Origin of the sequence: Pseudomonas sp. SM4 (assembly GCF_051913165.1) — a bacterium.
Taxonomy (GTDB): domain Bacteria; phylum Pseudomonadota; class Gammaproteobacteria; order Pseudomonadales; family Pseudomonadaceae; genus Aquipseudomonas.
In genome coordinates this window covers 47535-68893 of record NZ_JBODOE010000001.1, presented here as the reverse complement: position 1 = coordinate 68893, position 21359 = coordinate 47535, and the positions used below count along the sequence as shown (strand labels likewise).

Here is a 21359-nt window from a genome sequence, read left to right as displayed (position 1 = left end):
ATCCCTCAGCGCAAGGAGATACCCATGAAACGTTCTGTATTGCTTGGTCTGTTCGTGACTGCCTCGATGATGGCCTCCACTTCGTTTGCCGCCGACAAGCCCACCAGCCTCTGCGAAGCCAATCTGCAGACGATCAACAACGCGAAATCGCAATATCAGACCTCGCCCGATCTGAATGCACGAGTCTCAGCCAGTGTGCAAAAGGCCCAGGATCTCAAGTCCCAAGGCAAGATCGACGATTGCCTGGCGGAAACCCAGCGCACCATTCTGGAAATCCAGAACGCCTCGGGCGACACCAAGAAGTGATCTCGGCGAGATGGCGTTTTCATACTAAATGTAAAAAAAACCGAATTCCTGCTTAGCGTGGCGGTCGATTGAACAGGCACTACACTAACGTGGCCTGTCATGACCTCGGCATCGCCGCCAGACCGTCCGGCAGCACCGAGCCCCCATCGTTCAAGGAGATACCCATGAAGCATTCTGCAATTGCTGGATTGTTCATCGCTGGTGCACTTCTGGCGTCGCCGGTGTTTGCGGCGGATAAAGACCTGTGTGCCGGGAATCTTCAAGTTATCAAAGACTTTATCACCAGCTCGCCTTCGATTCCGGAGACCTCGCTGGAGAACGTCAAGACCGCGCACGAAGACGCCACCAAGGCGCAGGCTGCCGGGAATGACAAGGAATGCGTCGAAATCACCAGCGGCATGATCACGAAAATGCAGATCCGCAATCCAACGCGTAACTGACACACCCGGAAGCCAACCTTCGGGTTGGCCTTCCCGGCCGATTGACGTACACTGCACAGGCTTGTTGCTCAAACAGATGTACTGAGCAATGAGTTCGGGGCCGTTTAGGATTCGACGCCGGTTGCGAAACTTTAGGTGCATGCCGACTTGGTAACAGAAGTCGTAAATCCACTGTTGCAACTACTTATAGTTGCCAATGACGAAAACTACGGCCAGGAATTCGCTCTCGCTGCGTAAGCAGCCTTAGCCCTGAGCTTCTGGTACCTTCGGGTCCAGCAATCACCAGGGGATGTCTGTAAACCCAAAGTGATTGTCATATAGAACAGAATCGCCGTGCAGTACGTTGTGGACGAAGCGGCTAAAACTTACACAACTCGCCCAAAGCACCCTGCCCTTCGGGTCGCTGAGGGTTAACTTAATAGAAACGGCTACGCATGTAGTACCGACAGCGGAGTACTGGCGGACGGGGGTTCAAATCCCCCCGGCTCCACCAACCCAACGAAAAAGCCCGCCCAGTGCGGGCTTTTTCGTATCTGGGATTTGGATAACGCGCCTCAAAAGCCACCGACCGCATCCATCCTGCACCGACCTGCTACCGAGAAATTCTCCTCAGCCCTTCAGGCCCATCAATCAATGCCGATGCCGATGATGCACATCCGGAAAATGCGCATGGCTATGACGGATCGGCGCGTGCGAATGCGCGTGGCTATGCGGCTCCAAACCGTCCCACTCAAACGCATGTTCATGCTGATGATGTTCATCATGCACATGGCGATGTTGGTGCTCGAGCGGTTCATGCTGGTGTTCGTGGGCATGGTGCTCCCTCAGGTGAATCCACACACCAAGGGCCATCAACGCCGCAGCGATCGAAAACATCACCGAGACCGACTCACCCAGTATCAGAATCGAGATGACTGCCCCCAGAAATGGCGCCGTTGAAAAATACGCGCCAGTACGCGCGCTGCCGAGTCCGCGAAGCGCGAGTACGAACAGTACCAGGCTGACGCCGTAGCCGAGAAAGCCCACCAGCAGGATTGAGATCAGTGGGCCGGTGGTGGGCAATTGTGTGCCGATGGCCATGGCCAGTGAGCAATTGACCATGCCGGCCGCCAAGCCTTTGCTGCCGGCGATAAACAGCGCGTCCGAGGCCGAGACTTTGCGCGTCAGGTTGTTATCGATTGCCCAACACAGGCAGGCGAAAGCTACGGCCAGAGGGCCGATCCAGTCCTGAGTCGTAACCGCCTCTTGCGGCCAGGACAGAACAACGCCGCCCAAGACGATTGCGATCATGCCGATCACAATGCGCCGGTCTGCATTCTCTTTGAAGACGATCCACGCCAGCAGCGCCGTCAGCACTGACTCAAGATTGAGCATCAGCGAGGCGGTCGCCCCCGCCGTTCGAGTCAGACCGAACATCAGCGCCACGGGCGCCAGCACACCGCCAAAGACGATCGCACCGATCAACCAAGGCCATTCGCCGACGGCGAGTGCTGGCGCGCGCCAGCCTTTATCGCGAACAAACCGCACAATCGTCAGGCCCACACCGCTGCCGAGATAGAGCAGGCCGGCCAACAGAATGGGCGGAGCATTCATGCCCAAGAGCTTGGCCAATGGCGTGCTCGCGCCAAACAACGCCGCGGCGGCCAATGCGTAGAGCACATTCATGTTCATGATGAGATCGCCCTGTCAGACCCGAGGTGCATGCGCCGGATGGTAGCTTTACTGGCGTAGGAATTATGTGAAGACCGCTTCTTCATCGGATCGCTGGAAAGGCTTGAACATCCGCCTGCGGGAAAACCCCTTCAAGTACACGCTCAAATCCAGCAACATTTAATCCGCATCGCAGCCCGGCGAGCGCTCGTTACTGGCTCTATGCTGCAAACATCAAAGAGCAATGAGGCTGAACATGAAAACCTGGATCGCCGCCGTCATGGTGGCAATGATTTCGCTGTGCGCCCACGCGGCGGACACTCCCGCTCCACGGGTAGAACCCATCGCTTTCAAGGCTGGTGTCGGCAGTGTTGTGATTAAACAGTCGATCAAGGGCAATCAAACGGCGGAGTACACGTTCAACGCCAGGGCCGGGCAGGTTCTGACGGTCGATTTCAAACCGTCGAAAACCTCCGCCTACTTCAACATCAATGCCAAAGGCGCAGATTCGGCGTTGTTCAACGGTTCGATCATGGGGAATCACTTCCTCGGCCCATTGCCCGCCGACGGCGAATACACGGTGCAGGTCTATCTGATGCGCAATGCGGCGCGGCGTGCTGAAGTGGCCAATTACGCGCTGTCGGTAAGCCTTGCCAAAGGTGATGCGGCAGACGCAAAAACCAAGCGCTGAATTCATTCCGAGGCCGCGTCGCCGGGCAGTTGCGGCGGCAGAGCAGATGAATTTTTCTTCACAGCTCCTTCACAACCAAACCTGTACAGTCCACTCGCTCATTCAAGAAACTACGGTTCGCCCGCGCTCCTGCGGGCTTTTTTTTGCCTGTCGTTTGGCGTCGAAGCGATACACGTAGGTGTCCTGCACGCCATGGCGGGGTGAGCGGCGGGCTCGCGGGTGAACTCTGACCCGCGCAAAACCCGCCGCTTCGGCCAGTCGCTGGCTACGCGTGTTTGCCGACGAGGTGGTCAGGTAAAACGTTGAATCAGGCAAGCGCTTCACCAATTGAGTGAGGGCGGCGCACAGGTAACCCTTGCCCGAATACTCGGTGTTGGCCCAGTAACCGACAACAAAGCGCTGGCGCGGACGCGGTTTCAAGCCGATGCAGCCGAGAATGGATTGCCCGTCCGCACTGATGATGAACAACCGGCGCTCACCGGTTTCACTGCTGAAGTCATCACGGGCACGCGATAACGATTCCAGCGCCTGCGCCTCAGTGGTGTGCGGTCGGGCCCAGGCGAGAAATTCTGCGTGCTGTGGATAACTGGCGTTCAGCGCTTGCTGGAACGCCTTGCTCATCGCCGGATCCGGCGATCGTAACGTCAGCGACTCGGTACCGACAGTAAACGCAAACTCCATGCCCCACTCCCTGAACATCGCCCAAACCTCTCATGTAGGAGCTGCCGAAGGCTGCGATCTTTCGATTGTAAACAAGATCAACAGATCGCAGCCTTCGGCAGCTCCTACAGAGCATCATCGTTATTTGTATGTGCCGCGGGTGGCCAGATTTTATAGAGCGGTTTGTATTTTCCGCCGCGTCGGTCAATTCTGTCCTTTGATACCCCTGACCGGAGCGCCCGATGCCGCTGCTGACCCTGCCCTGCCAACGCCTGACGCTGGCGATTCTTGCCTCGGATCAGGCCGCGCTGGAAAGTGATTTCTACAAGCGCAACCTGCGCCACCTCGCGCCCTGGTCGCCGATCCGCACCACGGAGTATTTCTCCACCGAACAGATTCGTCGACGTTTGGACATCCAGGCCAGTGCTTTCGAGGCAGGACTGGCCATGCACTTCGCCCTGCTGACGCCGGACGGTGAGCAAATGATCGGCGCGTGCAATTTCAGCGGGATTATTCGCGGGGCGTTTCAGGCGTGTTATCTGGGTTATCACATCGACGAAGCCCATCAGGGCCAAGGCTTGATGCAGGAAGCGCTGGAGGCCGGCATCGGCTACATGTTCGACAGCCAGAATCTGCACCGGATCATGGCCAACTACATTCCCGGCAACGACCGCAGTGCGCGCTTGCTTGAGCGCCTGGGTTTCGAGCGTGAAGGTTATGCCAAAGCGTATCTGAACATTGCCGGACGCTGGCAGGATCACGTGCTGACGGCGTTGGTCAATCCGCTGTTCGAAACGCCGGAAAAGCGTTGGTCGCGGCAACTGGGTTGAGCTTCACGATTTGTTCAGCAATGGCGACGTATGCTCAAGGTTCTCGCCCCTTCCGGTAGCCTGAAAGCCATGTCGCGTGCCGCCACTTCGCTGTTTCTGCTTGCCGCCCTGCTGTTCTTTTTCGCCTTGGGCAATCACCAGTTGCAAGGCTCTACCGAGGCCCGCGTCGCCGGGATCGCGATGGAGATGCACCTGGACAACGACTGGGTAACGCCGCGTCTGTTCGGCGAGCCTTTTCTGGAAAAACCCCCGTTGAGTCTGTGGCTCGACGCCGGCGCCATGCGCGTGTTTGGCGTTTCACCCTGGGCGGTGCGACTGGCGTCGGCGGTGGCCGGACTGCTCAGCGTGATGCTGTTGTTCGGCATGTTGCGGCGTTTCGGGCGGCCTAACATCGTTGCGTGGACAACAGGGATGCTGTTGGCGACCATGGCCAGTTATTGGAGCAACGTGCGTGGGGTCGGCGAGGATGCGCTGCTCGCTCTCGGTGTGACGGCGGCGTTGCTGGCGTTTTTCCAGGCGCAGCGCGCATCCTCTACGAGCAACTCGCTGCTGTTTGTCGGCGGGATCGCCATTGCGACCTTGAGTAAAGGCGTGCTGGGCCTGGCGATGCCGGGGGTGGTGATTTTTGCTTATCTGCTGGCCGACAATCTGCTCGACAAGCGTCTGAAAGTCGCTGACTGGCTGTGGCCAGGATTACTGACTCTGGTCGGGCTGATTCCGCTGATGATCTGGCTCGCAGTGCTCTATCAACATGGCGGCGCGCAAGCGGTGAAGGAGGTGTTGCTGACCAACAGCGTCGGACGGTTCAGCGGATCGTTCGTCGAGGCCGGGCATTACGAGCCGTTCTACTACTACTTGGCGAAACTGCCGGAAGCGTTTTTGCCGTGGAATATTCTGGTGTATCTGGGGCTGTGGCATTTCCGCAAAGAGTTGAAGGCCAACCGGTATCTGCTGTTTTTCAGCCTGTGGATCGTCGCGCAATTCGTGATGCTGACATTGGCTTCGAGCAAGCGCACGGTGTACCTGATGTCGATGACCCCGGCGGCAGCGGTGATTGCGGCCGAGTTTGCGGGGGTGTTGTTCGACAAGCTGAAAGCGTACGAATCCGCCCAGGGTTTTGTCAGCCGAATCGCGAGGCATCGTCAGGCACTGGCCGCTGCTGTCCTTACCGTAGTGATCGGCAGCTATCTCGCTGCCGCACAGTGGACGTTGCCGAACGCCGATAAACACCTGTCGTTCCTGCCGCTGACCGAACACATTCAAGCGTTGCAAGCGGACGGTCATCAGGTTGCGTTGTTTCAAGCCAATGAACGGGTGGGCGGTGCGAGTGTGTTCTATACGCAGAGCGTGCTTAAAGGTCTGGATACAGAGGCGCAGTTGCGGGACTTTCTCGCTGCGGCAGCCACCAATGTGGCGGTGATCTCGGCGGACACCGAGCCTGCCGCACCGCTGAAAGTGTTGAAGACCATGATGGTCGGGCGTCAGGCTTACTACTTCGTCAGCGACTGAAGCAGACTGAATACAACCTTTGTGGCGAGGGGATTTATCCCCGATGGGGTGCGCAGCGCCCCCTCTTTTGATTCAAAAGAAAGGACTGCTGCGCAGTCCATCGGGGATAAATCCCCTGGCCACAGGGTTATTCGTTGCTCAAGGGAGTTGCCAAGTTGCTGGCGGGCACTCGCTGTTGATGCTTTTCCAACACCGGCCGCTCCAGCCGCGCCCGCCCATAAAACGCCAACGCCGTCAGCAAACACGCCAACCAAACGAAGATTCCCGCCCAGAACGTGTGGGACATGTAGTGCCAGCCTTGCAGAACCCGCGTCGTGCCATACACAAAACCAAGCAACAACGAACCCCACAGAATCGCGCTGGAAAACCGCCACTGATAGCGCCGTGCGACGAAGTACAGCGCCAGCATGGTGAAACCGCCCGACGCATGTCCGCCCGGCCAGCAGCGCCCCTCGCCTGCTTCATGGAACAGCTGAAAATTGTTGTACCACTCAACGTGAGCCATTTTCCCACCGTACAGCGTGGTTTCGATCGGGCAGTAAACGCTGGTGTGCGCCTTGAGGAAATGAATCACGCCGGTGCAAACGGCAAACGCCACAACGACGAAGAAAAAATCCCTACGGTGATCGGCGGCAAATCGCAGCAGCGGAGCAACTTTACTTCGCTCAAGAAAGGCCCCGAGTCGCGGGCGCTTTTGCGGAGTGACCAACGGCCAGACCACCGACAACATCGCGCCGATCAGGGCGATTTCCGCCGTCCAGTTCGGAATGATCCGCGCCCACTTGTGAGTCAGTTTTTCAAAGAAATGAATCTTGTCGAGCGGGAAGGTTTGGGTCAGCGGATCGAACAGCAGATTGCTGAAAGCGATGTCGATGTTGGTCATGTCGAACATCAGGAACACCAACGCTGCGCAGGCCAGCGGGATGCCGAAGTTGTAAGCGTAAAAACGAGTATTCATTCGGTAGTCACCGTGTGCCAGTCAGAGGCTTCAATGAAGCCGAGCATTTTCGGAGCCGCCGGGCTGGCAGCAGAAACAAACAGTGACGAGCCATAGCCGGGATCGGACGCCGGCACTTTCAGGTCTTTTTCGATTTGCGCCATGCATTCGCTGTGGGTCACCAGAATCAGATTACGACCCGATACTTTGTGCGCGAGCGCCTCTTGCAACATGCGGCCCTTGCAACTGATCAACCAGTCTTCGCCCACTGCGGCGCGGTTGAACATGTACCCGGCGGTCTGCACGGTGCGCACCATTGGGCTGTTATAGATGTCGGCATTGTTCAGCCCCAGTTGCTCGTACTGCGCACCGACCGCGACCGCGACACTGCGCGAGCGGTCGGTGATGCCGTCATTGCCACTCAGGCACGCCGCTTTGGAGTGATCGCAGCGCTCGACGTGGCGCACCAGCACGATCATCTCGCCCTTTTCCCAGCCAGTCACCAACGCCTGGGCCCCGGCCACATTGCCATGCGCCAGATCAGGGATCGCCGCCGGGGCGAGCAACCACAACGTCAGTGGGATCACTAGCACCAAAGCGGCCAATACCACCCAGGTGTTGCGAAAACGCGCCAGAGCGCTCAGATCGATCGAGCATTTGACGCCGAACAGACTCAGTCTCAATTCCACAAAAAGCCGCCTCGCCAGCCTGCATCACTTGTCATTCGATGCAGCGAAGGTACAGAGGCGGGCGTCGGCAGCCGGTGAAACCCATGTGAAAAAAGTCTTGGGCTGGTCTGTTACAAATTCTGTCCGACAAAAACCTTTCAGCTCTCGCATTTGCGGCCGATAAAGACCTGCTAACACCCTTGCTGGCTCAAAAAAACAACAATCTTCCAGCCTAACTGACGACTAAGAAACCTTACGTTTCTGGAGGATTTTTGATGAATAGCTGGTTCGGCAACATCAGCGTGAACATGAAACTGGGCCTGGGCTTCGGCCTTGTGCTGGCCCTGACCTGCGTGCTGGCCCTGACAGGCTGGACCAGCCTCGGTGGCCTGATCGACCGTAGCAACTGGATGAGCGACATCACCCAGCTCAACGCCGGTCTGACCAAACTGCGCGTGGTGCGCCTGCAATACATGCTGACCAATGGCGATGAAACCGCCGCGCAGAACGTGCAGACCACCCTTGAAGGTTTCGCCGCGCAACAGCAAAAGCTGATCAACAGCTTCAAGAGCCCGGAAAACGTCAAACTGCTCAAGGAGCAGGCAGCGACCATCGCTGAATACCAGACCTCGCTGAACAAAATGCGCAATTCGTATCGCACCGGCAACAGCGCGCGCGACACCATGAATACCAATGCTCAGACCGCCTACAACCTGATCGAATCGATCAGCAAAAGCGTGCAGCAAATGGACATGAGCGAACAGCGTTTCGCCCAGTTCCAGGCGATCACCACGGCCAAGGAAGCGTTCATCCTCGCGCGCTATGAAGTGCGCGGCTACACCGCGACCACCAATGCCGAAACCGAGCAGAAAGCAGTCGGCCAAGTCGACGTGGCAATCGCCAGCCTCAAGCAACTGAATGTGCATTTCGCTGACTCTCAGCAGGACGCTCTGCGCCAGTTAGAGACAGCGCTGGGCAACTACCGCAGCGCGTTGATGGCGTATAAAAACGCCAACTCCGAAGCCGTGCAGGCCCGCAAGGAAATGACTGATCAGGGCGCCACCATCGTGACCCTGAGCGAGCAGCTGTACCAGATCCAGCTCGACCGTCGTGACATCGAGAGCGCCCAGGCGCGCACCTTCCAGCTGATCAGCACCTTGCTGGCGTTGTTGGTTGGCGTGATCGCTGCGGTGATCATCACCCGTCAGATCACCCGTCCGCTGCAAGAAACCCTGGCCGTGGTCGAGCGCATCGCCAGCGGCGACCTGACCCAAAATGTCACCGTCACCCGCCGCGACGAACTCGGTGTGCTGCAACAAGGCATCGCGCGCATGGGCGTGACTTTGCGCGACTTGATCAGCGGCATCCGCGACGGCGTCACCCAGATCGCCAGCGCCGCCGAAGAGTTGTCCGCCGTCACCGAGCAAACCAGCGCCGGTGTGAACAGCCAGAAAATCGAGACCGATCAGGTCGCCACCGCGATGCACGAAATGACTGCCACCGTGCAGGAAGTCGCGCGCAACGCCGAAGAAGCCTCGCAAGCGGCTGCCGCCGCTGACGGCGAAGCCCGTGAAGGCGACAAAGTGGTCAACGAAGCCATCGCTCAGATCGAACGTCTGGCCAGCGAAGTGGTGCGTTCGACCGAAGCCATGAGCGTACTGCAACAGGAAAGCGACAAGATCGGCAGCGTCATGGACGTGATCAAGGCCGTTGCCGAACAGACCAACCTGCTGGCCCTCAACGCAGCGATCGAAGCAGCGCGCGCCGGTGAAGCCGGTCGTGGTTTTGCCGTGGTTGCCGACGAAGTGCGTGGCCTGGCCCAGCGTACGCAGAAATCCACCGAAGAAATCGAAGGGCTGGTCGCCGGTCTGCAGAACGGCACCCAGCAGGTTTCGGCGGTGATGAGCAACAGCCGCGCACTGACCGACAGCAGCGTCGCCCTGACCCGCAAGGCCGGTGCATCGCTGGAAAACATCACCCGCACGGTGTCGAATATTCAGTCGATGAACCAGCAGATCGCCGCGGCGGCTGAACAGCAAAGTGCAGTGGCTGAAGAGATCAGCCGCAGCATCATCAACGTACGCGACGTGTCGGAACAGACCGCAGCGGCGAGTGATGAGACGGCGGCGTCGAGTGTTGAACTGGCACGTTTGGGTGGTCAGTTGCAGCAGATGGTCAGCCACTTCCGCGTTTGATCCTCATACAGCGCTAAAGCAAAAAACCAATCGCGGGCAAGCCCGCTCCCACAGGTTTTTCAGTCGTTCACAGATGTTGTGTGCGACTCATAACCTGTGGGAGCGGGCTTGCCCGCGATTGCGTCAGGCCTGTCACCGCTTCACGTCAAACCACACCGTGCATAAAAAACTCGACCGGCACTTTAAAGAACTCGGCGAATCCCTTTATCTGGGCAACGGTCATTTTTCGCTTGTTATTCAATATCTCTGAAACAGCACTCTGAGTTGCGATCTCAGACAAGTCCTTCTGTTTGACGCCTCTTTCCGACAGCAGAAACGTCAGCGCTTCAGATTGGGACGAATAAGCAATCAACACCGTTTCACTCTCGTACTCATAAACCCGATCAGCCACAAACTCCGCAAACCGTGCAGCAGCATGATCCTCGGTGTTTGCGTGGGAATAAAGCTCATCAATCAGGGCCATTCGCACTTGCAGATCGTCATCATTTTTTATCGGATCATGGCAGGCAGACAACAACTTGGACAAAGTCGCTAGCTGATCGCCCAGTCCCTCAAGCATGGGTGAAATATCGGCTATGAAGGAATCCAGTCCTGTCGCTTCGACTTTATTACGCTTCATTGAGATCACCTGTATTTTCGTTAAACATAAATAGCGTATTTCATTCTGGCCAACTACTTGACATCACCCTTCCACCATTTGTCATATCCGGGATGGGGAAGAATGTCCTTGATATAGAGAGTGCCAGTCTTCGTATTGATCCACGTAATGACACGGCACTCGTTTTTCTTGATATCAAAAACGTAAATATCAAGCGGGCCTTTCTTGCTCGTCAGCCTCAGCTTCGAGTGAGGGATATGATCGACGTTCCAACCTGAGGCGCTGGTCCAGTCTTGACGAAGCTTCTCAAATGACTCGAAACGCAGCGATGCTCTGTCGAAGATGGTTAGCCACAAGGTGAGAGGATCTCTCCACTGGCCATGAGTCTCAATGGCCCGCGCAACCGCCGCTTTTGTGATCACTCTCATACAATTTTCGGTTCTGGTATCCCTACATGCGGAAAAATTATCTCAAATACAGATATCTTTAAAGCAGATATTTTTAGCTCAACAGAACAAACCCGAAGCCAAATGTATCAGTGGCTTCGGGCTTTTTCTGTCAGCGGTGGACTTAGACTTCAGTCATTACCGCGTCCCACGCTGCCGCAACGCCGACGGCATGAAATACGCATCCTCCGGCACCGGTTGTGCAAAATCGACAGTCTCCGCTTCCTCGTTATCAAGGTTCTGCACATAGTAACGACGCGCCTGCAGATCATGGAAAACGTCCAGCGCACTCCACGTGGTCGGCAGGTCGTAGAAGTTTTTCAGGTAGGCCATCGACACGCGCCACAGCTCCCCTCGCCCGTCGTATTGATCGACCAGTGCCGCGCCCCAGCTGTCTTCATCGAGAAACAGCACGCGTTTCGAGTAGATATGCCGCGAGCCCGGTTTCAGGTTGCCTTCCACCACCCAGACCCGGTGCAGTTCGTAGCGGGTGTATTGCGGGTTTAGGTGGCCCGGGGTGAGCAGTTGCGCGTATTTCACGTCGGGGCTGCCGACTTTGTAATTATTGTAGGGAATGTAGATTTCCTGTTTGCCCTTGAGCTTCCACTCGTAGCGATCCGGCGAGCCGTTGAACAGGTCGGTGTCGTCGGCGGTGCGCAGGCCATCGGAGGAGGCGATCGGCGTGTCGTACGCAAGGTTCGGTGCGCGGCGCACGCGGCGTTGGCCGGCGTCGTAGATCCAGGCCTGGCGTGCGTCCTTGAGCTGGTCGAGGGTTTCGTGCACGAGGGCGGCGCCACCGGCCAGTCGCGCCGGGCTTTTCACGAAGGCGAGGTAGTAGAACAGGATGTTTTTCAGATCGGCGAACTGGCCGTTCGGGCGGTAGTAGTTGAACAGCGCTTCCTGCTGTGACGTCACCAGCGCGAAGCTGCCGTTACGTTGCACTGGCGCTTCGGAAGCGCGGCGCACGACGTAGATGCCGCGATAGCGGGTGATGTGGTTCCACAGCACTTCAACGCCGTCCTTTGGCACCGGGAATGGCACGCCACCGTAGGCATCGGAGAAGCCGCTGCCGCCTTCGAGCAGCTTGGCCGAGGTGGCGTTTTTCAGGGTGTTGTCGTACAGCCATTGCGGTGCCGAACCGGAGCGACGGGACGGATAGATCGGCATCTGGAAGGTGTCGGGGTAGCTGTTGAACAGGGCGATCTGGCCGGGCGTGAGGTGCGCTTTGTACTGGTCGAGATTGGCTTTGGTGATGGTGAACAGCGGTTTGTCGGCGGCGTACGGGTCGGGGTGATGCTGGCCGGGTTTGTAGCCGGCGGGCGCCTGAGTGATGCCGCCAGTCCAGGCCGGGATGGTGCCAGCGGCGTTGCCGGCCCGCTCGGCGCCCATGGGGGTCAGGGTGGTTTTCAGTTGCTCGGCTTGTTGTGGGGTAATGGCGGCGAAAACGCTGCCGGCGGCCAGACCTAGAACAAGCCCGAGCGAAGCCTTAGTCAATCGTGAGTTGTGAAACATGATCAATCTCCGAAATGGGAGTGAGGTCTGCAATGCCCGCAGCTCCCCTGTAGGAGTGAGCCTGCTCGCGATAGCGGTGTATCAGGCAAAAACTACTGCGACTGAAAGTCCGCCATCGCGAGCAGGCTCACTCCTACAAGGGGTGCGTCGGTATTCTGGGTATCAAAGGAAATACTTGAGGTTGAACCCGACGTTGTCGCGGTCGCGGATGCCGTTGTTTTGTCCGCCGCCGTAGAACTCGGTGTATTGCAGTTCGGCTTCGAGCTTGTTCTGGTAGTTGGCCTTGATCCCCAGCGTGTAGGCCTTGCGACCTTCGATGGTGTTGCCGGCCTGGTAGCTGTTGCCCTTGAAGTCATCCTTGTAAACCACGTAAGGCGAGACGTTGACCCCGGCGTACACGTCGTTCCACGTGCCGTTGAGCATCGCCGTGTAGCTGTAGGAATCACGGTTGACCTGATCGTCGCGATCACCACCGGACACATAGGAATAGTTACCGGTACCCGCGTAATAACGCGTGCTGCCGTCATAAGCGGTGTATTGCAGGCTGCTGCCGCGCAGGTGTTCGGAGGCCAGTTCGAAGATGCCGAACAGCGAGTCGAACGAAGCCGTCGGGCCGAAGTTGTAAATGGTGCCCAGCGAGGTGTTGAACGCTTCGACGCGCTCGGCGTTGTTGATCTCGCTGTTGAGATTGACCATCTGCCCGCCGACGTTGATCGACCGGCCCGTCACCGCCACAGCCGCACCGTTGGCCAGGTCGCCGATCAAATCGTTGGTCGCCGCGACGCCGATCGGCAGATTCGGCCGATAAGCGATTTCACCGAACACCGAGGCCTCGCCCAGCGTGGTGTTGAAGCTGAAACCGTACATGCGAATGTCTTCGGCATAGCGACGATGCGCCTGAATGTTGCCCATCACATCAGCCGTGGCCAGACCGTTGGCGAGCGCTCCCGCCTGATCGCCCGCAACACCGGCCAACAGGTTGGTCAGGGCGTTCATGTCGATGCCGTTGTAGCCGCCCAGATCTGCCGCAATGGTCGGTTCCTTGGCGTGGTAATTGACCATGTACAAACCGAACTCGGTGCTGTTGAGCTGCTCGGCGATGTAACGAAAGGCGAAGCCGAACTGGCCATCGTTGCGCGCGTTGTAGTCCTTGCCGACCGACGCCACCTTCAGCGTGTTGCCGTAAGCTGGGGTCACGCCGTTGGCGTACAGGCCAGTGGTCTGCAAAACCGGACTGAGCAACGGGTTGTTGCCCAACGCGCTGTACAGACCGATGACATTGCCAAACCCCGGCACCGGCGTGTCGAGCGCGGTGCCGCTGAAGTTGTTGTAACCGGTGTTGCCGCCGTCGGCGAACAGGTCGGTTTGCGAGTAGAAGGTGCCGACCGGATCGATGCGGGTTTCCTTCCAGTTGGTCTGGTAGAAACTCTCCATCGTCAGCGAATCGGTGAGGCCGACGTTGAAGCTCAGCGCCTCCACCGGCACCAACACTTCCTTCACTTCCGCGCCGGGCAGTCGGTACTTGGCCGCGTCCACCGGGTTGGTGGTGTTGATCCCTCCGCGATAGAAAATCCCCTCGCCCCAATTGAACACCTGCCGGCCGACACGCGCGGTCACCGGCATCTGCGCAACGTCCCAACTGCCATGCACGTAGGCGTCGAGCATCTCGATGCGGCTGCCGGCGATGTCACGGGTCTGGCCGGTGAAGTGGTCGTCCTGCGGGTAGCTCTGGCTCGGTTGCGAGGGGCTGTTGTTGTCGTAGTAATTGTTGCGTTTGTCCATCAGTTGCGTGTCGTAGAACGCGGTGCCGCGCATGAACACGCCGTAGTTCTGGTAGTTGGCCTCAAGCTCGGAGGTGATCTTGTACACCTCGGAAACCAGCCCGGTGTCGAAGTTGCGATTGCCGTCGTTGGTGTTGACGTCGTCGTTGGTTTTATCGCGGCCCTGCACCCGCCACAAACGGCCATAGGACAAAGTCGTGTCGAACGAGCCGGTGACCTGTTTGTCGAGCACGCTGAATTCCACCGCGTGTGCGCCATCGACTGCGCACAGTTGCAGCAGCCCGGCCAGGCCGACACCGGGGAGCGCGGCGCCCGTCAGGCGCAATCGAGTGTTGATCATGTGTTCCTCCTTCCCTGTTTTTTTATTTTTTTTTGTCCTGCCGCGAGGGCTAGGGCGCCAATCCCGCGCTGACGTAGATCCGGCTGTGCGCGCCGAAATGCCCCAGCAGCTTGAACAGTTGCTGGTTGAGAGCCGGGTGGTCGAAATTTTCCCGTTGCAGCTGATTGCCGCTGCTGAAATCGCTGGTCGCTGGCGCCGTTTCCAGCCACTGGCCGATCGCTTCGTCGAAGGCGGCGGAATCATCGACCGACTCGGCGCTGACCACTTCGCGCAGGTAGTCGACCGAGTACGGCGGATAGCTTTTGTCTCGGGCGACATCGGCGTAAGCGTCGAGCATCGGATGCGGCTGGCCGGCGCGCAGCAAACGGCGCAGCCACGTCGATTGGTACTTCTCCACTTCCATGTGCCGCGTGGCGACGCGCTCGATCGAGGCCTGTTTGTCCTCCGCGAATCCGGCGATGGCCTTACCTTCCAGCAGCAGCAGACTGGCGAGGTCGACTCCCGGCAATGGCTTGGCGTGATAGGGCTGGGTCAGGTCCTGAATGTGGTGCAGGCCCCAGCCGAGAAAGCGATAGCCCCAGTACCGATGACCGCTGGCAAACGCCAGGCGCGCCAGCCCCATGTATTGATACGCGCGCCAGTCCGGCCAACTGCGTTCAAGGAAACCGGCAGCCGCGTAAACCACCGCACTCTCATGGAAGAAGCCCATGTGAAACGGTGCCTGCGAGCTGTACTGGAAACGCGCATCGCCGAACGGCTGCGGGCCGAAGCCATAGACCGCGCCGACTGCACCGGGGTTGTCGCTGAACAGGTTGATGTCGTGACCGTAATCCGGCTCATCAGCGGCGCTGGCCAGCACCGCAAGCGGCGCGACTTTTTCGCGGTCGGCGACAACGATGAAGCGCTCGCGACTCCACGGTGAGAGGGTTTGCTCGACCATGACTTGATTGGCCTGCAAATGCTCGCGCTCGGCCAGGTCTTTGCCGGGCAATGGCTGGATGACCATCGCCAGGTAAATCTCGGGATTGATGCGCAATGCCGTGAGGAAGTCGTGGCGCAGATTGTCACTCGGCGTGGCGGGTAATTTCAGCGCGTCGGGGCGTGGCGGGTATTGAGCGAAGTGTTCGCGGGCGAAGGTTTCCTGCTCATCCAGCAATGTGCTGACGGCTTGGTATTGCTGCGTGAGGAAGTTTTCCAGCGGCTCGACTTCGACGGTCGGCGCATCGCGCAACCCCGGCAGATCCTGCAACGCCAGGTAGCTGCCCACCGTATGGTTCGACCAGCCCCAAGCACTTGGGGCCGTTGCACAAAGCAGCAACAGGAGGAATGTCAGCTTCATTGCCGGGTTCTTATTGGAGGTGCCGTGGGGAATGAGCCTAACAACCGCCCCCGCCGCTGACACTGTCCGATCTCACCAGAAAAAGTCTCCGATGGCGCCAATTCAAATCTCAACACGATCCCTGTAGGAGCTGCCGCAGGCTGCGATCTTTTGACGTTGATCTTGAAAAACAAGATCAAAAGATCGCAGCCTTCGGCAGCTCCTACAGGGGGAATTGTGGTGTGCTTTTCAGGCGGGGTAGCCGGTGATTTTGCGGATGCTCTGGTAGTGCGGTTTGAGCTGGCGGTACGCCATTTCAGATCACGATACGATTTATGTAGGAGCTGCCGCAGGCTGCGATCTTTTGACGTTGATCTTGAAAAACAAGGTCAACAGATCGCAGCCTTCGGCAGCTCCTACAGGGGGATTTGTGGCGTTCTTTCAGGCGGGGTAGCCGGTGATTTTGCGGATGCTCTGGTACAGCGGTTTGAGCTGGCGGTACGCCATTTCAGGTGACGATACGATCCCTGTAGAAGCTGCCGAAGGCTGCTCCTACAGGGGAATTGTGGTGTGCTTTTCAGGCGGGGTAGCCGGTGATTTTGCGGATGCTTTGGTAGAGCGGTTTGAGCTGGCGGTACATGCGCAGGTAGACCTCTTTGTACAGTTGCTCGTAAATTTTCTGCGCATCGGGTTGTGGGGTGAAGACCTCGCCGACGCGGGTCATCGCGGCGATTGCAGTTGGGAAATCTGCGTGCAATCCGAGCCCCACCGCACAGCAGATCGCCGCCCCCAAGCCAGATGCTTCGTACACATGCGGACGCTCCGCCGGCAGGCCGAAAATATTCGCCGTAAGCTGCATCGCCGCATCACTCTGCGAACCGCCACCGGCCACGCGCAGGCGCTTCACCGAAACCTTCGAACGCCGCTCGATATTCTCCATGCCTTGGCGCAAGGCATACGCCAGCCCCTCAAGAATCGCCCGGTAAATATGCGCGCGGGTGTGCACATCGCCGAAGCCGATCATCGCGCCTTTCGCTTCCACGCCGGGCTCGCGAATCCCCGGCGACCAATACGGTTGCAGCATCAAACCCATCGAGCCTGGCGGCACTGCATCGACCAGCGCATCGAACAACTGCTCCGGCTCGATGCCCTGCTCTTTGGCCTGCTGCATCTCGCGCAAGCCGAACTCGTTCTTGAACCAGCTGACCATCCAGTAACCGCGATAAATCATCACCTCGCAGTTGAACTGATCGGGCACCGCTGACGGATACGGCGGAATCAACGGGACGATTTCCAGATAGCGCGAACGGGTGCTGGTGATCGTCGCCGTGGTGCCGTAAGACAGGCACACCGTGCCCGCGTCGACCACGCCGGCACCGACCACTTCACAAGCCTTGTCGGCGCCCGCCGCAATCAGCGGCAAGCCTTCGGGAATGCCGGTGTGGCGAGCCGCTTCAGCGGTGATGTAGCCGAGGGTTTCACCGGGTTTGTACAGGGTCGGCAATTGCTCGGGACGTACCGCCAACGCCTGCCATTTCCAGTCTCTCGGCGCGGCCCATTTCAGGCGTTTGAAATCGAACGGCAGATAGCCGACGCAGCAACCCACCGAGTCGACAAAGCGCCCGCACAGTCGATGCGTGAGAAACCCCGACAGCAGCAAAAACTTGTCGGTCGCCGCCCACACCTCTGGCTGATGCTGCGCAATCCAGTTCGCCTCAGCCTGGGCACGAAAATAATCCACCGTACCCTGCGCGCCGACCAGTTTGAACAGCCAGCCCCACGGCCCTTTGATCCCGCCCTCGACTTCACTCTGGCGCTGATCAAGCCACAAAATCGCCGGGCGCAGCGGTTTGCCCTCGGCATCAACATTGATCACCGTGCCGCGCTGGGTGGTCAGGGAAACGCCAGCAATCTGCGAACGATCAATGCCGGTTTGCGCCCAGACTTGCTGACACGCCTCGCCGAGTTTGGCCCAGTAATACTCCGGATCCTGCTCGGCCCAACCCGGTTGCGTCGAGTAATACGCCTGCAATTCAACCTTGCCTTTACCGAGCAGATTGCCCTGCAGATCGAAGAGCAACGCGCGCACGCTCTGGGTTCCGTTGTCGATCGCCAGCAGGTAACGCTTGTTCGGGTGGTTATCCATGGAGCTCTCTTCAAGGGGCATCAAGGCGTGGCATCCGGCAGACCGTGATGGCGTTGCCACAACGCCTGATAACGCTGCACTTCCTGTTGCCAGTATTCGTCGCTCCAACCGAGTCGTGGCTGGCAGATTTGGCGGATGGCGGTGAAATAGTCTTCGCCACCGTGAGGCAGCAACAGGCCGAGACGCGTGCGGCGCAACAGCAGATCGTCGAGGTGCAGAACCATTTCCGCTTCGCAGGCGAAGGCCAGTTCCGCCCACAAGGTGTCCGTGGCGCCGACCGTTTCGTGGCCGATGTCTTTGATCATCTGCGCCAGCTTCGGCAGGTTGCGGCCATGCCGTCCGGCCAAGCGTCGCCATTGATGGTTGCTCAACTCTGGAATCGGCAGCGCAGGAACGGCGGCAAACACCGGCGCGGCATCATCGACGAAGGCACGTTCGATCATCGCCGCGCAGGCCTTGAGCACTTCGATGGCTTGCGGGCGGAACGTGGTCAGTTTGCCGCCGGCCAGCGTCACGCAACCGGGCTCCTGCCACAGCACATGTTCACGGGTTTCGTTCGAGGGTTTGTCCTGATGCGCACCTGCGCTGCCGACCACCGGACGTACGCCCGACCATGTCGACAGCACGTCATTCGCCGTCACTTCAGCACCGGGAAATTGCTGTGTGCAGGCAGCCAGCAGATAGTCGAGTTCTTCGCCGCTGATGCTCGCGCTGTGATCGAGATCTTCGCTATGATCGAGATCCGTGGTGCCGACCACCGTCGCGCCTTCCCAAGGAAAAACGAACACCGGACGCCGGTCGCGTTCATGCAGAAACGTGAACGCCTGCGCCACTGGCAAACGCCAGTTCGGCAGCAATAAATGACTGCCGCGCAACGGCCGCAATTGCCGTGGCGCCTCAGTCGGCCGCAAGCGTTCAGCCCAGGCGCCGGTGGCCACGGCGATCACGCCACAGCGTAATTGCAGGGTCGCGCCGGCCTCGCAGTCTTCGATCTGAACGCCGCACACTCGCCCGTTTTCTCGCAGCAAATGCTCGACGCGAACGCTATTGACCACGACCGCGCCATCCGCCCGCGCCTCGCTCAATACGCGCATTACCAGTCGCGCGTCATCCGTCAGCGCATCGACAAAACTGGTGCCGCCTAGCAAGTTATTTTCCTTCACGCCCGGCGCCAGATATCGGAGCTGTTGTGCATCATGAAAACGATGGCTGCGCCTTCCGGCCAAAGCATCGTAAACACTCAACAAACCACCCAACACCCGAGGCCCGGGAAAGCCGCCGCGATAGTGCGGCATCATGAAACTCATCGGCTCGACCAGCCCCGGCGCTTCGTCGAGCAAGCGCTGACGTTCGCGCACCGAATCGCGGGTCAGGCGCCATTGACCCTTGGCGATGTAACGCAAGCCGCCATGGACCATTTTCGACGATCGGCTGGAGGTGCCCCAGGCAAAGTCGCGCTGTTCCAGCAACAGGCAGCGCCAGCCTCGGCGTGCTGCTTCACGCAGGATGCCGGCGCCGCTGATGCCGCCACCAATGACGATCAGATCCCAGGTTTCATCCGCCAGTGTTGGCAGAATCTGCTGGCGCCATGCGGCGTTCCAGTCATGACTCATGGCCGTCACTCCGGCAACAGCGTGCCGGGGTTGAGGCGCCCGGCCGGATCGAAGTGTTTACTCAGCGCCTGCAAGGTATCCATCGCCAGTGCGCCCTTCTCACGCAACAGGTACGGCGCGTGATCTTTGCCGACGCCGTGCTGATGGCTGATGGTGCCGTGGTTGTCGACAATGGTCTGGCTGGCCGCGTGTTTTAGCGCTTTCCAGCGCGCGAGTGTCGCCGGATAGTCTGCGGCCGGACGAAACACGTAAGTGGTGTAGATGCTCGAACCTTCGCCGTAGACGTGGGACAAGTGGGTGAACACATGCACGCGCTCGCCCTCGGCGGCCAAGGCCTCGCGCAGGCTGTTTTCGATGAGGTTGAGCAGGTTGTCGACATTGCTCCAGTCGGTGGCGGTTTCGAGGGTGTCGACCACGTAACCGGCGTTCCACAGGTTCTCGCGCAGGTAAGGGAAACGGAAGCGGTTCTGCGCCCATTTCTTGCCGAGCAAAGTGCCGGTGAACACGCCACCGAACGCCTTCAGATGCTGCCGCGCCTGGGTCAGCGACAGCGCGTTTTGCCGACGATTGCCGGTGACGCCGAAGGTCAGCAGGCATTTGCCCTCTGCCGCCCCCCTTAGCTTCAGATACTTTTCCAGCCAGGCGATTTGTTGCGGATGACCGGCCAGCGCCAGTTGCGTTTCGGTTTCCACGGCGTTGGATAAACGCAGCATCGACAGCGGCACGCGTGCCTGGGCCAATTGGCGGATGGCTTGCAGGGCCTTGGTCCAAGAGGGCAGAAACACGCCGTAGAAACGTTCATCGGCGGGCAGCGCGCTGACCCGCACTTTGACCTCGGAAATGATCCCGAAACGGCCCTCGCAACCGAGCACCACTTCGCGCAGATCAGGCCCCGCCGCCGAAGCCGGGAAAGTTGGAATTTCCAAACGCCCGGCGAACGTTTCCAAAGTGCCGCCAGCAAACAACTGCTCGATCCGGCCATAGCGCAACGACTGCTGACCGCTGGAACGACTGGCAACCCAACCACCCAACGTCGACAACTCCCACGACTGCGGAAAGTGCCCCAGCGTATAGCCCCGCGCACGCAACTGACTTTCCACCTGCGGCCCGCTCGCACCGGGGCCGAACGTCGCCAGCAGGCTCTGCTCGTCGAGGTCGATCAGGCGATTCATCCGCGCCAGCGAAACCGTCACCACTGGCCGCGCTGAATCCGGCGGATTAATGTGCCCGGCCACCGAAGTACCGCCGCCATAAGGGATCAGGCACAAGTCCTGTTCGTGAGCGAGCGCCAGCAATTGGCGAATATGTTCAGCGGTCTCGGGAAACGCCACCGCATCGGGATAATTGTCCAGCGCACCTTCGCGCAACGCCAGCCAGTCCGGCAGGCTCTGGCCCCGCGCATGCAGCAAACGATCATGAGCATCGACGCTGTACAACGTGTGCGCCTGCAACCGCGAACTCGGCACACGCGCCAATGCCGCTTCAAGGGTCGCATCGGGCAGCGCGCGCCCCTCGCCCAGTCGCTCATGAAGAAACTCCGCGCCCTGGGCCGGCAGTTCGACCACCGTGGTTGCATCTCCCCAGCCGTTCCAGCGTCGCATGCGTGTGTCCTTTTTTGCCGTCAGATCAGTGATATTTCAGGCCCCCATACTAGCCAGCGGCCGCAAAGTGTCACGGTCGCATCCGGCCAGTTCGTGTAGCCAATTGAGTCAAACGTCG

The 21359-nt window shown here is 59.1% G+C and carries 18 protein-coding genes, 1 other RNA gene and 1 pseudogene; 8 read left to right on the top strand and 12 right to left on the bottom strand.

The window, feature by feature from the left end; all coding sequences use genetic code 11:
• Positions 1–24 precede the first annotated feature (24 nt).
• From ACQ4MY_RS00295 to ssrA, 3 genes are all read left to right on the top strand, one after another.
• A complete protein-coding gene (locus tag ACQ4MY_RS00295; RefSeq protein ID WP_008088284.1) occupies positions 25–306 on the top strand; it encodes a hypothetical protein in 282 nt (93 codons plus the stop codon).
• Positions 307–470: 164 nt separating this feature from the next.
• Positions 471–746: a hypothetical protein gene (locus ACQ4MY_RS00290; RefSeq protein ID WP_008088282.1), complete on the top strand. Its 276-nt coding sequence runs from the start codon at positions 471–473 to the stop codon at positions 744–746.
• A 96-nt stretch (positions 747–842) separates the two neighbouring features.
• Positions 843–1239: a transfer-messenger RNA gene (gene ssrA / locus ACQ4MY_RS00285) on the top strand.
• 137 nt (positions 1240–1376) lie between these two features.
• Here ssrA and ACQ4MY_RS00280 read toward each other — a convergent pair.
• On the bottom strand, positions 1377–2417 hold the full coding sequence (locus tag ACQ4MY_RS00280) for an EamA family transporter (RefSeq protein WP_440093110.1): 1041 nt from the start codon (positions 2415–2417) through the stop codon (positions 1377–1379).
• Positions 2418–2652: 235 nt separating this feature from the next.
• Between ACQ4MY_RS00280 and ACQ4MY_RS00275 the strand changes: the two genes are divergently transcribed.
• On the top strand, positions 2653–3087 hold the full coding sequence (locus ACQ4MY_RS00275; RefSeq protein ID WP_440093108.1) for a hypothetical protein: 435 nt from the start codon (positions 2653–2655) through the stop codon (positions 3085–3087).
• Positions 3088–3189: 102 nt separating this feature from the next.
• Here ACQ4MY_RS00275 and ACQ4MY_RS00270 read toward each other — a convergent pair whose 3' ends face one another.
• Complete coding sequence (locus ACQ4MY_RS00270; RefSeq protein ID WP_440093106.1) at positions 3190–3768, bottom strand: GNAT family N-acetyltransferase; 579 nt, start codon at positions 3766–3768, stop codon at positions 3190–3192.
• Between the two features lie 221 nt (positions 3769–3989).
• Between ACQ4MY_RS00270 and rimJ the strand changes: the two genes are divergently transcribed.
• Positions 3990–4577, top strand: coding sequence for a ribosomal protein S5-alanine N-acetyltransferase (gene rimJ / locus ACQ4MY_RS00265; RefSeq protein WP_440093105.1), 588 nt, complete (start codon positions 3990–3992; stop codon positions 4575–4577).
• Positions 4578–4607: 30 nt separating this feature from the next.
• Positions 4608–6086: an ArnT family glycosyltransferase gene (locus ACQ4MY_RS00260; RefSeq protein WP_440093103.1), complete on the top strand. Its 1479-nt coding sequence runs from the start codon at positions 4608–4610 to the stop codon at positions 6084–6086.
• A gap of 127 nt (positions 6087–6213) precedes the next feature.
• Here the strand turns inward: ACQ4MY_RS00260 and ACQ4MY_RS00255 are convergent, their stop codons facing one another.
• Positions 6214–7044, bottom strand: coding sequence for a phosphatase PAP2 family protein (locus ACQ4MY_RS00255; protein ID WP_440093101.1), 831 nt, complete (start codon positions 7042–7044; stop codon positions 6214–6216).
• Positions 7041–7712, bottom strand: a complete 672-nt coding sequence (locus ACQ4MY_RS00250; protein ID WP_440093100.1) for a histidine phosphatase family protein — start codon at positions 7710–7712, stop codon at positions 7041–7043. The genes ACQ4MY_RS00255 and ACQ4MY_RS00250 overlap by 4 nt, the downstream gene beginning before the upstream one ends.
• Positions 7713–7966: 254 nt before the next feature.
• Between ACQ4MY_RS00250 and ACQ4MY_RS00245 the strand changes: the two are divergent.
• Positions 7967–9028, top strand: a pseudogene (locus ACQ4MY_RS00245) (methyl-accepting chemotaxis protein); the annotation flags it as partial.
• Entirely contained in the window at positions 9023–9886 is an 864-nt protein-coding gene (locus tag ACQ4MY_RS00240; protein WP_371924523.1) for a methyl-accepting chemotaxis protein, read from the top strand. The pseudogene ACQ4MY_RS00245 and the gene ACQ4MY_RS00240, both read left to right, overlap by 6 nt.
• 145 nt (positions 9887–10031) lie before the next feature.
• On the opposite strand, the gene ACQ4MY_RS00235 is transcribed toward ACQ4MY_RS00240, so the two are convergent.
• The 8 genes from ACQ4MY_RS00235 to ACQ4MY_RS00200 all read right to left on the bottom strand — a co-directional run bounded on the left by ACQ4MY_RS00235 (position 10032) and on the right by ACQ4MY_RS00200 (position 21241).
• A complete protein-coding gene (locus ACQ4MY_RS00235; RefSeq protein WP_440093099.1) occupies positions 10032–10505 on the bottom strand; it encodes a helix-turn-helix domain-containing protein in 474 nt (157 codons plus the stop codon).
• 53 nt (positions 10506–10558) lie between these two features.
• Positions 10559–10912, bottom strand: coding sequence for a type II toxin-antitoxin system HigB family toxin (locus tag ACQ4MY_RS00230; protein ID WP_440093097.1), 354 nt, complete (start codon positions 10910–10912; stop codon positions 10559–10561).
• A gap of 156 nt (positions 10913–11068) precedes the next feature.
• Positions 11069–12442 (bottom strand): DUF1329 domain-containing protein, encoded by a 1374-nt coding sequence (locus tag ACQ4MY_RS00225; RefSeq protein WP_440093095.1) that lies wholly within the window; start codon positions 12440–12442, stop codon positions 11069–11071.
• A 162-nt stretch (positions 12443–12604) separates the two neighbouring features.
• On the bottom strand, positions 12605–14563 hold the full coding sequence (locus ACQ4MY_RS00220; protein ID WP_440093094.1) for a DUF1302 domain-containing protein: 1959 nt from the start codon (positions 14561–14563) through the stop codon (positions 12605–12607).
• Positions 14564–14612: 49 nt separating this feature from the next.
• Positions 14613–15902 carry a phospholipase gene (locus ACQ4MY_RS00215; RefSeq protein WP_440093092.1) on the bottom strand — a complete coding sequence of 430 codons (1290 nt, stop codon included), beginning with the start codon at positions 15900–15902 and terminating at the stop codon, positions 14613–14615.
• A gap of 556 nt (positions 15903–16458) precedes the next feature.
• Positions 16459–18027: an FGGY-family carbohydrate kinase gene (locus tag ACQ4MY_RS00210; protein WP_440093091.1), complete on the bottom strand. Its 1569-nt coding sequence runs from the start codon at positions 18025–18027 to the stop codon at positions 16459–16461.
• Positions 18028–18047: 20 nt separating this feature from the next.
• Entirely contained in the window at positions 18048–19640 is a 1593-nt protein-coding gene (locus tag ACQ4MY_RS00205) for a glycerol-3-phosphate dehydrogenase/oxidase (protein ID WP_440093089.1), read from the bottom strand.
• A gap of 5 nt (positions 19641–19645) precedes the next feature.
• A complete protein-coding gene (locus ACQ4MY_RS00200; protein WP_440093087.1) occupies positions 19646–21241 on the bottom strand; it encodes an FAD-binding oxidoreductase in 1596 nt (531 codons plus the stop codon).
• Positions 21242–21359 lie beyond the last annotated feature (118 nt).